This is a genomic window from Thalassotalea atypica, from assembly GCF_030295975.1.
Classification (GTDB): Bacteria; Pseudomonadota; Gammaproteobacteria; order Enterobacterales; family Alteromonadaceae; genus Thalassotalea_F; species Thalassotalea_F atypica.
The window spans coordinates 2,731,903-2,746,066 of the sequence record NZ_AP027364.1; the positions used below are offsets into that span (position 1 = coordinate 2,731,903).

The 14,164-nt window shown below is 40.3% G+C and carries 16 protein-coding genes; 6 read left to right on the forward strand and 10 right to left on the reverse strand.

Annotated elements, in window-relative coordinates:
* The first annotated feature begins 369 nt into the window (after positions 1 to 369).
* From QUE03_RS12485 to QUE03_RS12505, 5 genes are all read left to right on the forward strand, one after another.
* On the forward strand, positions 370 to 822 hold the full coding sequence (locus QUE03_RS12485; protein ID WP_286261934.1) for a hypothetical protein: 453 nt from the start codon (positions 370 to 372) through the stop codon (positions 820 to 822).
* A 103-nt stretch (positions 823 to 925) separates the two neighbouring features.
* Positions 926 to 1,231, forward strand: a complete 306-nt coding sequence (locus QUE03_RS12490) for a hypothetical protein (RefSeq protein ID WP_286261936.1) — start codon at positions 926 to 928, stop codon at positions 1,229 to 1,231.
* 32 nt (positions 1,232 to 1,263) lie between these two features.
* Positions 1,264 to 1,794, forward strand: a complete 531-nt coding sequence (locus QUE03_RS12495; RefSeq protein WP_286261938.1) for a GrpB family protein — start codon at positions 1,264 to 1,266, stop codon at positions 1,792 to 1,794.
* A gap of 84 nt (positions 1,795 to 1,878) precedes the next feature.
* The gene (locus QUE03_RS12500; RefSeq protein WP_286261940.1) at positions 1,879 to 2,049 is read left to right on the forward strand and encodes a hypothetical protein; all 171 of its coding nucleotides are present in this window, start codon (positions 1,879 to 1,881) and stop codon (positions 2,047 to 2,049) included.
* A 110-nt stretch (positions 2,050 to 2,159) separates the two neighbouring features.
* Complete coding sequence (locus QUE03_RS12505) at positions 2,160 to 2,936, forward strand: type 1 glutamine amidotransferase domain-containing protein (RefSeq protein ID WP_350227388.1); 777 nt, start codon at positions 2,160 to 2,162, stop codon at positions 2,934 to 2,936.
* Between the two features lie 125 nt (positions 2,937 to 3,061).
* Here QUE03_RS12505 and QUE03_RS12510 read toward each other — a convergent pair whose 3' ends face one another.
* Entirely contained in the window at positions 3,062 to 3,979 is a 918-nt protein-coding gene (locus QUE03_RS12510) for a DUF1295 domain-containing protein (RefSeq protein WP_286261941.1), read from the reverse strand.
* A 52-nt stretch (positions 3,980 to 4,031) separates the two neighbouring features.
* Positions 4,032 to 6,134, reverse strand: a complete 2,103-nt coding sequence (locus QUE03_RS12515) for a molybdopterin-dependent oxidoreductase (RefSeq protein ID WP_286261943.1) — start codon at positions 6,132 to 6,134, stop codon at positions 4,032 to 4,034.
* A gap of 117 nt (positions 6,135 to 6,251) precedes the next feature.
* Here QUE03_RS12515 and QUE03_RS12520 point away from each other — a divergent pair, with 117 nt between their 5' ends.
* On the forward strand, positions 6,252 to 7,244 hold the full coding sequence (locus tag QUE03_RS12520; RefSeq protein WP_286261945.1) for a GlxA family transcriptional regulator: 993 nt from the start codon (positions 6,252 to 6,254) through the stop codon (positions 7,242 to 7,244).
* A gap of 60 nt (positions 7,245 to 7,304) precedes the next feature.
* Here the strand turns inward: QUE03_RS12520 and QUE03_RS12525 are convergent, their stop codons facing one another.
* The 8 genes from QUE03_RS12525 to QUE03_RS12560 all read right to left on the reverse strand — a co-directional run bounded on the left by QUE03_RS12525 (position 7,305) and on the right by QUE03_RS12560 (position 14,129).
* Positions 7,305 to 7,691: a VOC family protein gene (locus QUE03_RS12525; RefSeq protein ID WP_286261948.1), complete on the reverse strand. Its 387-nt coding sequence runs from the start codon at positions 7,689 to 7,691 to the stop codon at positions 7,305 to 7,307.
* A gap of 93 nt (positions 7,692 to 7,784) precedes the next feature.
* Positions 7,785 to 8,657, reverse strand: a complete 873-nt coding sequence (gene yghU / locus QUE03_RS12530; protein WP_286261950.1) for a glutathione-dependent disulfide-bond oxidoreductase — start codon at positions 8,655 to 8,657, stop codon at positions 7,785 to 7,787.
* Between the two features lie 238 nt (positions 8,658 to 8,895).
* Positions 8,896 to 9,306, reverse strand: coding sequence for a GFA family protein (locus tag QUE03_RS12535; protein ID WP_286261952.1), 411 nt, complete (start codon positions 9,304 to 9,306; stop codon positions 8,896 to 8,898).
* 114 nt (positions 9,307 to 9,420) lie between these two features.
* The gene (locus QUE03_RS12540; protein ID WP_286261954.1) at positions 9,421 to 9,957 is read right to left on the reverse strand and encodes an SRPBCC family protein; all 537 of its coding nucleotides are present in this window, start codon (positions 9,955 to 9,957) and stop codon (positions 9,421 to 9,423) included.
* Between the two features lie 51 nt (positions 9,958 to 10,008).
* Positions 10,009 to 10,833, reverse strand: a complete 825-nt coding sequence (locus QUE03_RS12545) for an SDR family oxidoreductase (protein ID WP_286261957.1) — start codon at positions 10,831 to 10,833, stop codon at positions 10,009 to 10,011.
* Between the two features lie 181 nt (positions 10,834 to 11,014).
* Positions 11,015 to 12,220, reverse strand: coding sequence for an alginate export family protein (locus QUE03_RS12550; protein WP_286261959.1), 1,206 nt, complete (start codon positions 12,218 to 12,220; stop codon positions 11,015 to 11,017).
* Between the two features lie 72 nt (positions 12,221 to 12,292).
* The gene (locus QUE03_RS12555; RefSeq protein WP_434020188.1) at positions 12,293 to 13,096 is read right to left on the reverse strand and encodes an ABC transporter ATP-binding protein; all 804 of its coding nucleotides are present in this window, start codon (positions 13,094 to 13,096) and stop codon (positions 12,293 to 12,295) included.
* 88 nt (positions 13,097 to 13,184) lie between these two features.
* Entirely contained in the window at positions 13,185 to 14,129 is a 945-nt protein-coding gene (locus QUE03_RS12560; protein WP_286267842.1) for an ABC transporter permease, read from the reverse strand.
* Positions 14,130 to 14,164: the final 35 nt, after the last annotated feature.

The window sequence follows — 14,164 nt, forward strand, 5'->3', positions numbered from 1 at the left end:
TCAAACTCATGTAGCCGCTAAGGTTTTTGACCGCTTAGCCTAGTCTATAATGATTAATTGATAGTAAGCAGCCCAATAACAAACAACCATTTAAACACTATGTTAAGGGAGACAATCTACTCATCATCGCTAGCATTCATTGTAAATGCTTATCGATGGTTCCGTAGAATAGTATTGACACAATTCACGCCTATGACTCGCGTTAATACCATCAGCATAAATCAGTTTAAACAAGGCAGTTAAGGCAGACGAGTAGGCTTGAATAATACGGTTAACATAAGCTTATCCTGTTGTAACTCCAAATAAACTTATGTCATCCCGAAAACTTCATTTAATCGAAATATGCACGGAACCAATAAGGAAACAAAAATGAAGATTAACGAATACATAAATATGATAGCAGCCCTTGCAGGGATATTATCATTAGTCTTTGTAGGCTATCAAATCAGGCAAAACACTAGGGTCTTGCAGTCTCAATCAAACATCGATTTACTGCTAGCCAGCTTTTCAATGAGAGAAGTTATCACCGAAAACAGCGAAGTTGCCGCGCTTAAAATAAAAGTACAAAATAACTATACTGGTTTAAGCGAAATTGAAAGAACTCGATACGAAGCGTTTGTATCACGAAAATTTGATATTTGGGAGCATGCCTTTAAGCTAAACACTGCGGGCTTGATAGCTCCTTCGATGTGGCAAGCTTGGAATAATTCATATACCCCTCTGCTTAAGAAAACTGCAGCTAAGGAGTTTTGGAAGAAAAACCAGTTCGGTTTTTCTGAAGACTTTCAAAAACATATTGTTCTAGAAATTCGAAACCAATGATAACAATTTGATATTCAAAATATAAGCTGACTCAATAAAGGCAAATTGTTAGAACGTTAAATATCTTGCTGTATCGTATTATATTCAATACTAAGGAGAAGTTATGGCCATTTCATTTGTACTCATTTTTATCTGGATACAGTTAATGTTGCGCTCGGTTATGGCTGAGTATAAATACTATCAATCTGTCAGAATATGTGAGCCTAAGATTTGGAAAAATTTGGGGTCTCCAAGCTTTCTCAAAGCACCCTTTATTTTTGTATCGCCTAACGGCATAAAACAACTAGCTAAATCGCAACATCAAACCGTAATTGAACATGCCAGTAAACACCGTAGAGCAGGCATTCAGTTTTTGGCCTATGTTATGCTGGTTTTATTAGCCTGTATTGTATATTTCAAAGTCGCCTAGAACATTTAAATTAACCAGTAAAGGAGCTTAGCTTGAGCCAACGAATAGTCGAGGTTGTTAGCTACAATGCTGACTGGGCTCAGCAATTTAACTTGGAGAAATCACTCCTCAAAAATGCTTTAGGCAATGTAGCCGTTACTATTTTTCATATTGGTAGTACCGCGGTTGTAGGATTAACGGCAAAGCCAATCATTGATATTTTGATTGAAGTGACGTCCTTATCAGAGCTAGACGCGAAAAGCGATAACATGACTTCGCTAGAATATATAGCCAAAGGTGAAAATGGAATTTACGGAAGGCGTTACTTTCAAAAAGGTGGTCACCAAAGAACACATCATGTTCACGCCTTTAAGCAAGGTGATATTCATGTTTTTCGTCATCTCGCGTTTCGAGACTATTTACGAGCAAATAAAGCTATTGCGCAAGAATACGCATCAATTAAATTCGACGCAGCAAACCAGTGCAATAATGACATGAGAAATTATATGAAACATAAAAATGCTTTTATTCAATATCATCAGGACATAGCATTGAATAATAGGAATAAAAAGCAAGCAATGTAGAAAGGAAATCCTTTTTTTAGCAACACACATCGGTCTTGCCGCAACGATAACTCTAGCAGAATTAACAATTGGAAGGACTATATAATGACCAACAATAAAAGTGCTTATCTTTTTATATTTACCGGTTTACTGTTCTTAATCTCTGGCATTATTGACAGCCAAATTTCTTACTACGGCGTTGCACTAATGTTTATTATTATAGGTATGGTTGGTATTTTTAAAAACAAGAACAACACCGATAACACTAAAGAATAACAATCAACTAAGAATTTTCTGCTGCGGTAGCATTATTTTAATGAAGTGAATTTAAACCTTTTGACCAAGTCGCGCATCACAATAGGAATATTCATATTACATTAAGGAAAATGATGAGATTTCTCACACCTGTTTTACTATCACTACTGCTTCTAATATCAACACATACAACCGCCACTTCAGCACAGAAATTATTAATCATTGCATCAAACAAAATTGATATGGGCGATGCCGAACAACACGATGCAAGAAACAACTTATGGGAAGTTGCACCACCTTTTCACGTATTTGTAAGCCATGATCTACAAGTAGACTTTGCTTCACCTAATGGCGGAAAAGTAGAGTTTATGATGGATCCTTTCGGTATTAGTAGCTACACCATTAAGTATGAAGGTTTTTTAGAAAAAGCTGCCCATACACTAAGCCCTAAAGACATCAACCCTGATGATTACTGGGGTGTATACATTGGCGGCGGCTACGGCCCTTTATTTGATGTGGCAAACAATCAAGCGTTGCTGTCGTTGATTGCTGTGATCTACGAGTCAGGCGGCGTTATTGGTACGAGTGGCCATGGCGCAGGAGCGATAGCTGATGTGGTATTGTCTTCGGGTGAGTACCTTGTCAAAGGCAAAAAAGTAGCTGGCTTTCCTGATTCGACGGAAAAAACTAAATCATGGGCTAAACAAGGCACACTACTTCCCTTTCTTGTCGAAAGTCAGCTAAACAAGCGCGGTGCGCTGGCACAAAACAAAGAAATATTAAAAGACAAACATCAGGTGATTATTGATCAACGTATCGTTTCTACGATGTTTCTGCCATCTGCGGCGCTTGTAGCAAAAGAAATGATCAATTTACACGCAAGCATACACTCAAAATTAAAAAATTAGTGTTCTCTTCAAATTATTTTATTAATTACGAAGCGGGTTGATATAAAGCAAGTTTGATAGCGTAATTATAAATGGCTGGAACTATTTCATACGGACATAGTTCCATACGGATATTCGACAACACCCTATTGCGATTTATTCGGCCCAGGGAAAAACATATTGGTCGTTTGTTGATAAACTTTATATGCAGGACGTTTTTGCACAGAGTAATATTCCGCAGGAACTGCTCCTGTATATGTCACTAACGTCGTATACATGATTTTAGACACGAACAATAAGCCCAAGCCCAGTAATATGAATATGGCTAATGACTCGCTTTCAAATAACGCCAGCCATGATGGAATAGCCGCTATCACCAACGCATTCCAAACCATCCACTCGGCAAAATAATTAGGATGACGACTGTATTTCCATAGGCCGACATTGCATACGGTATTTTTCTTTTCGGCATGCTTCATGGCCTTTAAAAAAGAAAGCTTTTGCATATCAGCAATCGACTCCATCGCAAAAGCACTTAGCCAAAGAATAATGCCTACTAGTTCAAATATTGAAATGGATTCACTTGGGTTTGACGCAATAATGAACGCCGGGAATGCTAAATAGGCGGCATTTGCTAACCCTTGCAATATGGCTTCAATTTGCATTGCCAGTGCGGTATTAGATTTCCCCGCTTTGTCCCAACGTTTTTTTTGAAATTCATATCGCGGTAACTCGGTATCTAAATGCCCCATTTTCAGTAATTTTATCGCTCCCAATCCCATACGACTGCCGGCAAAAATGTAAGCAATACTGACCACAGCAACGCGCACGGCATCTCCTTCGCCATAAAGCCACGTAATGACACCAATGACAGTTAATCCCCACGGCCAACCAATATCAACATAGGACATCCGCCCCGTGCACCATGTTGGAATACACACCACAAAGGTAAAAAGTAGCAATTGCGCAATACCATTAACCATGCTCACTTCCATGAAACTCATAGACAACATTAATAATATCCAACCACCTATGAAAGGCAGTAAAGGGGAAAAGTACTTCATTGTTCAACCTACTCTTTTAGCTTTGTTTTAATTCGAGTTTTTTAATAATTATTTACGCGACATTTATAGCCACAGGCGTACCATTTAACGCCGCATTACCAGTTAACTTGTCAACTCGACTTGCATCGGTCAAGTCATTAATACTCACCCCCGGCTGTGTTGCCGCTACTGACATTTTCGTGTCTTTTTGATTATGCCCCCACCCTTGTGGCATGCACACCACGCCTTGTTGAATATCATCGGTAACCTCTGCTTCTATTTGAATTTCCCCAACAGCAGAGCTAACCGTTAACCATTGCCCCTTTTGTATACCAAGGGCTTTAGCATCATTTGGATGAACTTCTAACGTACAAGGATTTCGACCTTTAACTAACCGCTCGGAATTTTGCGTCCATGTGTTATGACTTTTAGCCAATCGGCGTCCGATCAAATCAAATGGAAAAGATTCATTTTTTGCCGGCTTTTCAATAACCTCGCTAAGTCGAGGCAAATCGCTTAAATATAATTCAGGTAGTAAATTTATTTTGCCGTCTTGTGTTAAAATTCGCTCCGTTAAACAAGGTTGAAGCGGGCCAAGATCTAGGCCATGAGGATTATCTTTAAGCCGCTGCAAATCTATACCCTGCCTACCATAGGGACCACTTTTGAGTTCCATATCTAACACCATTTCAGGCGTGTAGTTATCTGTAGGTCGCCCAGTGATACGTGATGACAACTCTTTTAAGATCTGCCAATCACTACGCTGATTTTGCTCAGGCTCAAATAATGCGGGCGAGTATTTCACCGTGTTTCTAACGGAAAAACTATTAAAGAAAATATCATAGTGTGAGTTTTCAACGCCAGTGGTCGCAGGCAAGATGATATTGGCATGCTTAGTGGTTTCATTCAGATAAATATCGACAGAGACCATGTAGTCTAACTGGTCAAACGCCTCTGCCAATTTATGTCCACTCGGTGTCGACAATACCGGATTACCGGCAATAGTGATCATCGCCTTAATTTGTCCTTCTCCAGCAGTGTTTATTTCATCGGCAAGCGTCGCCACGGGAAATTCACCGTTAAAGAAAGGCATATTATTGACCCGCGATGTATAGCGACCAAACGAAGTCGGTTGTCCTCGCTGATGCCCTCGAAGTAAATCGAACGCAGGCTGCGGAAACATTGCGCCACCTTGACGATCAAAGTTACCAGTAACAATATTAAAAATATTAGTTAACCATTGACATAAACCACCAAAACTCTGTGTTGAAGCGCCCATACGGCTGTAACAGACCGCAGAATCGGCAGCTAACATTTCAGCAACCAGTGTCCGTATTTCCTGCGATTTGATGCCAACATGCTCAGCCACGATTTCTGGCGAATACGCGCTGGTGATTTGCTCCAGCAGTTCAATGTCATCTACTAAAGGAGCTAAATGTCGTAACTTCACTTGTTTTGATTCAAACACACAGTGAATCATTGCCATCAACAACAGCGCATCTTTTTCAGGGCGAATAAATAGATGCTGATTGGCGATTTTTGCCGTACGTGTTCTTCTCGGATCAACCACCACGATTTTACCACCACGTTGCTGAATTGCTTTCATCCGCCCTAATACACCCGGCGCTGTCATCATAGAGCCATTCGAGACGACAGGATTCCCCCCGATTATTAACATAAAGTCTGTACGATCAATATCGGGGACAGGGATCAGCATGCCATTGCCCAGCATATAGTTAGAGGCAACATGGTGTGGCATTTGATCAGTCGAGGCTGAGCTAAAGCGATTGATAGTTCCTAACGATTTCATAAAAGGCTTCAAGAACATGGCATTACCAAGGTTATGGGCATTAGGGTTACCTAAATACACACCCAGTGCATTTTTGCCGTACTGTGATTGAATACCCGTGAACTTCGCGGCAATCTCGTCAAATGCCGCTTCCCACGAAATATCTTCCCAGCCAGTGGCTGTACGTCTGATTGGTGTTCTCAAACGCTCTTTATCTTCGTAGAAGTCTTGCAGTGCCAATGCTTTCGGGCACATATGTCCTTTACTGAAGGGATCTTGCTTATCGCCTTTGATAGAGAGAATCTGTTTATCTTGATACTTAATTTCCACGCCACACATGGCTTCACAGATATTGCAGTTTCGATAATGCGTTTTAACTTCACTCACAAGGCTTGTCCCTAGACTGATTAAATCAATTGAACCTAGTGTGACAGTAAATAACTTGGAGACTAACCGTAGGATTTGACATATATTAGGTGAAATTTGCCAAATCTGAGATAAAAATTGATAACTGTTACCGTATTAGCTTTCGATTATGTCCTAGCCAGTGCATTAACGGGCATAAATGATTTACTCAGCTTAGCCGGTGTGTCTTGGAATAAACTCCATCAACAAGACCCTACGCCCAAATTTAACGTACAAATTGCCAGCTGGGATAAAAAACCCATTTACACGCTAAATAATATTGTCATCATGCCCCACTGTGCTATTCAAGACGTTGGTCACAGTGATGTTTATTTGGTGCCATGTATCGCTGGGGATATTGATAAAACATTGGCACAAAACAACGGGATTGTTGAATTTTTACAGCGCCTTAATCAAGACAACTGCATTATAGGCAGTAATAGCACAGGGTCTTTTTTTCTTGCTGAAGCTGGGCTACTTGATGATAAAATCGCCACAACTCATTGGGGTGTTGAACAAGAGTTCATTCAAAAATACCCAAAGGTGAAACTAAAAGCTGATCAACTAATAACACATGATCAAAATATTTTGTGTGATGGAGGTGGCTTAGCATGGTTCGATTTAGGTTTGTATATCATTGAACTGTTTTGTGATCATGAAACCGCAATAGGCACAGCTAAAGCGTTTGTCATTGATACGGGACGAAAGACACAGCTAAGTTACTCTCCACTGATTAGTATGAAATATCATAACGATAAAACCATATTAGCAATTCAGGATTGGATGGAAGACAACTATAACGCCAACATTTCTATCGACACCATAGGCGGCAAGTTTGGTTTATCAAACCGTTCGATGATCCGGCGGTTTAAAGAAGCTTCTGGCGTAACACCATCAAATTATCTTCAAGATGTCAGGATTGATGTCGCTAGTAAATATTTAGTGCAGTCGAATAAAACGATTGACGAAATTACTCATGCTACCGGCTACAGTGATGCCAGTTCATTCACGAAATTATTTAAGAGAAAAACAGGGCTTTCACCCAGTAATTATCGCGCCAGATATAAACCAATCCACACACAAAACGGTTGATAAAGGTTAGCCTAATCGAGCAGCTACAATAGCCGCTCTCTTAAATTAGCATGACTACCTTTATTCACTCGGCATACGATGCAATGCACAAATTTTGTTGCCTGATGGGTCAAGCAAGTAAGCCAAATAGAGCTTCATCGCACCACCTTCTCTAACACCTGGCGCATCTTCACAACTTGTACCGCCATTGGCAACACCTGCAGCATGCCAAGCATCAGCAAGCGCTGGTGTTTTCGCAGCAAAACCAATAGTGCTGCCATTTCCGTTGCATGCTGGCTCGCCATTAATAGGCTTAGTGATAGCAAATACGCCAGATTCAGTAAAATAAAAACAGCGCCCTTTCTCATCAATAACACCTGGCTCATAACCTAGCGCGCCTAACACGGCGTCATAAAACACTTTTGATTCTTCAACATTGTTGGCACCCAACATAACATGACTAAACATTTATACATTCCTTTTAATTATTTTGAAAAAAGCATCTATTTAACAGGCAAATGTTAAATAGTTAATTATTGGTTTTACTAGAAGGCGACTGAATTATTCAGCGTCTTCTAGTTTATCTTGAGTGCGCAATTCGAAGTCACTGGCGTCATGGCGCTCGCGTAGCTGTTCACTAGGCTCTCCCCAGCTACGATTCACCATAACACCGCGCTTCACGGCAGTTCGATTAGCCATTTCTTCAGTCCAACGCACCAGGTTCTTATACTCATGTGTTTGTAAGAACTCAGCGGCTTCATACACTTTGTTTTGTACTAGAGCGCCGTACCATGGCCAAATCGCCATATCAGCAATGGTATATTCATCGCCACACATGAACTTATTGTCAGCCAAATGCCGATCAAGCACATCAAGTTGGCGCTTAACTTCCATGGTAAATCGTTCAATAGCATATTCGAATTTTTCAGGGGCGTACGCATAAAAGTGGCCAAAGCCTCCCCCCAAATATGGACCACTGCCTACTTGCCAAAAGAGCCAAGATAAACATTGCGCTCTTTGTGCTGGGTGTTTGGGGATGAAGGCATCAAATTTCTCAGCGAGATACATCAAAATAGCGCCAGACTCAAATAGCGGCTGTGGGTTTTTGCTACTGCGATCAACTAAGGCAGGGATCTTTGAATTTGGGTTAACTTCAACAAAACCCGAACTGAATTGGTCACCTTCCATAATATTAATGATGAATGCATCGTATTCCGCTTCCTTTATCCCTAAAGCAAGTAGCTCTTCAAGCAGTATGGTTACCTTTACACCATTTGGTGTTGCTAGAGAATAAAGTTGTATTGGATGCTTACCTACAGGTAAGTCAGCATCGTATGTGGCGCCGGCTATCGGTCGATTAATGTTGGCAAATTTACCACCGTTTTCACTGTCCCACTTCCATATTTTGGCTGGGACATAAGCTGATTCAGACATTTTTTACTCCGTGGCAATTTTTATAATAATTAGACATTGTTAATTAAATTAATTGGATGATTAAATCAACTCTTAATGCGTTGTTAACGTAATTTGAATCACATTACACAATGCATAGCAATGACCAAGCGTCTAATTTGATAAAGTACACCTTAACGAGTTTTATAAGACCTTAAAGGCTATCTTTAAATTTCAAAGCTCGACTAAGCAGTTCAGACCCTTGAAAGCATAAGAAAAGTTATTCTGGGTAAGTCTTAAATGTCGGCGCTATTTTTCCCTCATCAAACCAGCAAGGCCTTTCATCCCAAAATATATTAGCCGACGGTCTAATGTTTGGCTCTCCTTCCATGTAACCGGCAGGCACCACCAAAAATGCACCATCTCTGCTCAAATAAGGCACTTGAGAACCACACTCAGTGCAAAAACAGTTACTAAACCGTACCGCATTTGGTAAATCAAATCGCTTGATATACTCTTGCCCACTGTGCCATTCAATATTATCTGGCGCAGTAAACATCAATGAAGCAAATGCTGAGCCGGTTTTCTTTTGGCATCGGTCGCAATAACATTGATAAAAACGTTGAAACTCACCAGTCACGGTACTACGAACTTTTCCACATAAACAACTGCCTGATATTTTGTCTGTCATAATGCTAAAATATTCCTATGTATTTGATAGTAAAATCAATTGCATGCGCTAATACACGCAATAAACAAAAATTCCCACCATTAGGCAGGCATCACATACGCTACATTACTTATGTTAATACTTTTCTTGAAGCGTTTTTAAGTTGTCTAACCCCGTTTGCAAATCGTCACCAATGATTTGCTCAAAGTCCATAAACAAGAACATTAAATTCATTGGATAATCCATGTGGCCACTGAAGCCCCACTTTACCCTTGTGCTTGATTCATTAATTGCTTCTGTCACCATATAAGCTGGCTCTGTTGATTCAAAAGGCTTGAAAAAACGTAATTCAAAATCGATACGTTTGCCTTCATCAATACCGGTAATCTCTTGCTCGCCTGTGCCAACATCTGGATTTTGAGAGTCCCATGCAGAAACAAAACCTACTTCACCGTCGATACCGCGGTAGGTTTTGAGCATTGCCGGATCCATCATTGCCCACTTACTGAAATTATCTTGGTTTTTAAGATACTTAACATAGTTAAACACCTCGTTTTTCGGCTTATCAATTATCACTTCGCGCTCTACTGCATATTCTTTATGCACGAATAGTGCGGTCACCAAAGGTATAGCAATAATGAAAAGTACGAGGTAAGAAAGTTTTTTTATCATGAGTTTTGATCTCTTTTTTTATAATCTGAAATTAGTGTTTTTCAATTGAACTTAACCTTTTATAAGTAGCCGATCTAACCACCTAGTGGGCAGTATTCGTTTTAACACTGCAAATATTTTTGTTGGCCAAGTCACTCTATATTTTAACTTAGGAGCCTTGCTTTCAAGCGCATGAATTAGCGCGCGAGTCACATCTATAGGTTCAAGAGCAAATTTCACCGTTGACGATTCAGAAGATAAACGCGCCATTTGTTGTTCATATTGTAATTGATGCACACTGCTATTAATGTCGATATGTTTCTTAAATGCTGTTAATGCATTAGCGCGAAACTGAGTATTAATTGGCCCTGGCTCAATTAAGATCACGTCGATATTGGCGTCTTTTAGCTCAAGACGTAAAGTATCTGTTAACCCTTCAAGCGCATACTTTGATGCGTTATACGCCCCGCGATATGCCATTGAAACAAATCCTAATACAGAGCTGCATTGAATGATGCGGCCATGCCCCTGATTGCGCATAATAGGAATAATTTGCTTGGTTAATTCATGCCAACCAAAGACGTTCGTCTGAAACTGTTCTTGCAACGCTTTGCTAGATAAATCTTCTAATGCACCCGGTTGTCCATAAGCGCCATTATTAAACAGAAAATCTAATGTTCCACCGGTATGCTCTACGACAAATGCAACGGCATTGTTGATACTGTCAGTAGCGGATAAGTCCAACGTGCAGGCTATTAATCCTCTTTCCTTTAGCATTTCAACATCTTCAGCTTTTCTTGCCGTTGCTATAACTAAATAACCTCTTGCAGATAAAGTAAGCGCTGCATTTAGGCCTATTCCAGAAGAACAACCAGTAATCAAAATGGATTTATTCATATTAAATAAGAGGTGGATAGTAAAAGTGACGTTTAGGTTACTTGAAAAGCAGGAGTAGTAGCTAGTTATTTTGCAAGCCGTTATGAATAATCATTAACAATGGGAATGAAAGCTACTGATAAACTATCATTCCCTTATGAATTAGTGGAAGATTCCGTTTAAAAGGTAGGCGCTACTCGAACTAAAACTTAGCATTTAGCCACAACCATATTTTATCGGTGTCCACTTTTCCTGCGCTACTATCTCCTGCTGAATAAGCGGCATACTTAACACCTAGAGTATAATATTTTGATAGTGCTTTAGTGTATACCGCATCGATTTCCGAGCCTAAGTCGTCAACATTGTCTGAGCCTTCATCTGCATCAAATTTATGATAAATAACAGACCATTTACCACCTGCAGCTTTACCACTAAAGCTCGCGTAAAGATCAGCCAAGCCTTCTTTCGGGGTCACTAAGAATTGATCCGACCAACCATTAAATTTATGCAAGGTTGCCAACGGTGTTGCAAAGCCATATTCGCCATTGTCCGAGCCCAATCGTTCATAACCTAACTTAATAGCAAGCTTAGACACCGAAGTACCAAGCTCTGCTGCTAAATAGTCCGCAGAATATGAAATTCCTTGGCTGTCTTCATCCTGAGTGGCGTACTCCAACATATAAGTCAGTTTTTGGCCGCCCGCTTTAGCGGCGCCATTAAAACGAAAACCATAAGTATCAAGGGCATTGTTGGTGTTGTTATCAACTTCAAGCAAGTAGCCATAAGCACTCAAGGTGCCCACCGACGACTTATACGCGACGTTAATTAAATGATCCTTAGCGTCAATATCCTTCCCCTGTGCAAAAATTCTATTTCGCTTAGAGAGATATCCATATTTTAAAGTCAAATTATCCATCGGTTGGTAGAAGAATGTCGCTCCATCAAAAGTTTGCCTGTCTTGACGCCAACCAACATGACCAACAAAACGATGATTGTCCATCGTGATCACTTGTCGCCCCATTTTTATGCCTAATCCATCTTGCTTATATTGCACAAAAAGTTGATCAAGTTCGGTAGACTCAGGGTCAGCAATAACTGAGTATTGGGTATGCTCGCCTAAGGTATTATTGTAATCGTCAACCCCCAGTACAGTGCGCGAGTCTTCAAATTCAATTAATGATGAAAAGCCCGAAACGCTACCGGTAGAATAAGTCAACCGCGTACGTAGCGATAATGCATCCGCGTCTTTTAAGCGATTGTCTTGATCAACCATCTCATAGCGTAAGTTTGCATTTAATTGAGTTTTACCATTAAGCAATGCTTCGGTAATTGCATCGGCGTATGCAAATGTAGAGTTTGCAGCAATTAAAGCACTAGACACACATATCGCAATATTCTTCCAGGTCATTTGTTTACCTTCCTATTCATGTTTTATTTTTAATAATGTAATGGGATAACTTTATTTTTGATTAGTTTTCATTCACGCGCTTTTTGTTTTTACAACTGGCGCAGTGCTTTTTTCTGAAATGTTTTCAACCTTTCTTTGTTTCTCATATAAGAAGGTCAACACTTCCGAACGCAATCGGTTGTACTCCGTATTTTTTGCCAGTGACAAACGATTTCTTGGTCGCTCAAGTTCTACCTTTAAGATTTCACCGATGGTCGCTTCTGGTCCATTTGTCATCATCACAATGCGGTCTGAAAGCAGCACAGCTTCATCGACATCATGCGTGATCATGATCACCGTATTGTTAAGTTCATTTTGTATTTCCATAAGTGAATCTTGCATATGTGCTCTTGTTAACGCATCCAAAGCACCAAAAGGCTCATCCATTAGTAGCACTTCTGGCTGCATCGCCAACGCCCGAGCAATACCAACACGCTGTTTCATGCCACCAGAAATTTCATCAGGGCGCTTGTGCATAGCATGATCCATATGAACAAGTTTTAAGTTATGTTCTATCCAGTCCTTCATTTGCCCCTTCGACATCTTTTTATGGAAGACTTGTTTAACCGCCAACTCGACATTTTGATAAGCGGTTAACCAAGGAAGCAATGAGTGATTTTGAAACACTACCGCTCGCTCAGGTCCTGGTGAATCCACTTCTTTATTCTTTAGTAAAATACCGCCAGTTGTTGCTTGGTATAGCCCAGCGACAATATTAAGTACCGTTGATTTTCCGCAACCCGAATGGCCAATAAGTGAAATAAACTCACCCTTGTCTATTTGTAGGTCCACTCCTTTTAATGCCGTAAATGGCCCATTTGGTGTTGGAAACGCCATATCAATATGGCTAATGTCTAAAAAAGGTTTAGTGATAGACGTTGATACATTGCTTTTAGTCTGTGTGGCAGATTTCATGTTGCTCTCCTTAAACACTTGCTTTATCCCAGGATACTTTTCGTTGCAGTTGCAACATGGCTCGGTCGAGTAAAAAACCAATAAAACCAATTACAATAACTGCCGCCATGATCCTTGCTAATGAGTCAGAACTTCCATTTTGAAATTCATCCCAAACAAACTTCCCTAATCCGGGGTTTTGCGCCAGCATTTCTGCGGCAATTAACACCATCCACGCCACACCGAACGATAACCTCATGCCAGTAAAAATCATTGGAATAGCGGCAGGCAATACAATCTTTTGAATGTGAGTAAAGGCTGGAAGTCGCAGTACCTTGCTGACATTAACCAGGTCACTGTCAATAGAAGACACCCCAATAGAGGTATTGATCACCATTGGCCAAAGACTACATAAGCTGACGGTGATCATTGAGGTTAAAAACGATTTTGACATCATTGGATCATCAGACACATACAGAGCACTAACGACCATAGTGACCAAAGGCAACCATGCTAACGGTGAAACCGGTTTGAATACTTGCACTAATGGATTGATTGCATTGTTAAGGCGTTTACTCAATCCCATCCAAATGCCAAGAGGAATAGCAATAATGGCCGCCAATAGAAAGCCAGATACTACTGTGAATAAGCTGGTGAGTATTTGGTCAAGAAACGTTTCTTTTCCGGTATAGGCACGAGCTTTTACCACATAGTCTGGGTTCTTTTTAAGCTTAGCCGCATTACGTTTTTCTTGTCGCTGATAAAATGCTTCAGCTTTTTCACGCTCATTTATATGTTCATTAATCAGCACTGAAAATTGCTTTACAACGGCATTTGGCCCAGGAAATACTCCCAATGACGTATTAATGTTTTGGGCCGAGATAGACCATAAAAGTAAAAATACGGTGATACCAAATAGGGGCAATAACATTGCTTTTGCTGATCGCCCAAGTACTTTTTTAAGGGTGCTGAGCATTTGCTCCCCCATTGTTGAACTCGTTATTCTCACTG

Excerpts from the sequence above, each read along its gene's own strand:
- QUE03_RS12485 (WP_286261934.1), top strand. The coding sequence starts at position 370 with ATGAAGATTAACGAATACATAAATATGATAGCAGCCCTTGCAGGGATA.
- QUE03_RS12535 (WP_286261952.1), bottom strand. The coding sequence starts at position 9,306 with ATGACAGACAAAATATCAGGCAGTTGTTTATGTGGAAAAGTTCGTAGT.
- QUE03_RS12525 (WP_286261948.1), bottom strand. The coding sequence starts at position 7,691 with ATGTTTAGTCATGTTATGTTGGGTGCCAACAATGTTGAAGAATCAAAA.
- yghU (WP_286261950.1), bottom strand. The coding sequence starts at position 8,657 with ATGTCTGAATCAGCTTATGTCCCAGCCAAAATATGGAAGTGGGACAGT.
- QUE03_RS12505 (WP_350227388.1), top strand. The coding sequence starts at position 2,160 with ATGATGAGATTTCTCACACCTGTTTTACTATCACTACTGCTTCTAATA.
- QUE03_RS12500 (WP_286261940.1), top strand. The coding sequence starts at position 1,879 with ATGACCAACAATAAAAGTGCTTATCTTTTTATATTTACCGGTTTACTG.
- QUE03_RS12490 (WP_286261936.1), top strand. The coding sequence starts at position 926 with ATGGCCATTTCATTTGTACTCATTTTTATCTGGATACAGTTAATGTTG.
- QUE03_RS12555 (WP_434020188.1), bottom strand. The coding sequence starts at position 13,096 with ATGGCGTTTCCAACACCAAATGGGCCATTTACGGCATTAAAAGGAGTG.
- QUE03_RS12550 (WP_286261959.1), bottom strand. The coding sequence starts at position 12,220 with ATGACCTGGAAGAATATTGCGATATGTGTGTCTAGTGCTTTAATTGCT.
- QUE03_RS12510 (WP_286261941.1), bottom strand. The coding sequence starts at position 3,979 with ATGAAGTACTTTTCCCCTTTACTGCCTTTCATAGGTGGTTGGATATTA.
- QUE03_RS12540 (WP_286261954.1), bottom strand. The coding sequence starts at position 9,957 with ATGATAAAAAAACTTTCTTACCTCGTACTTTTCATTATTGCTATACCT.
- QUE03_RS12545 (WP_286261957.1), bottom strand. The coding sequence starts at position 10,833 with ATGAATAAATCCATTTTGATTACTGGTTGTTCTTCTGGAATAGGCCTA.
- QUE03_RS12560 (WP_286267842.1), bottom strand. The coding sequence starts at position 14,129 with ATGCTCAGCACCCTTAAAAAAGTACTTGGGCGATCAGCAAAAGCAATG.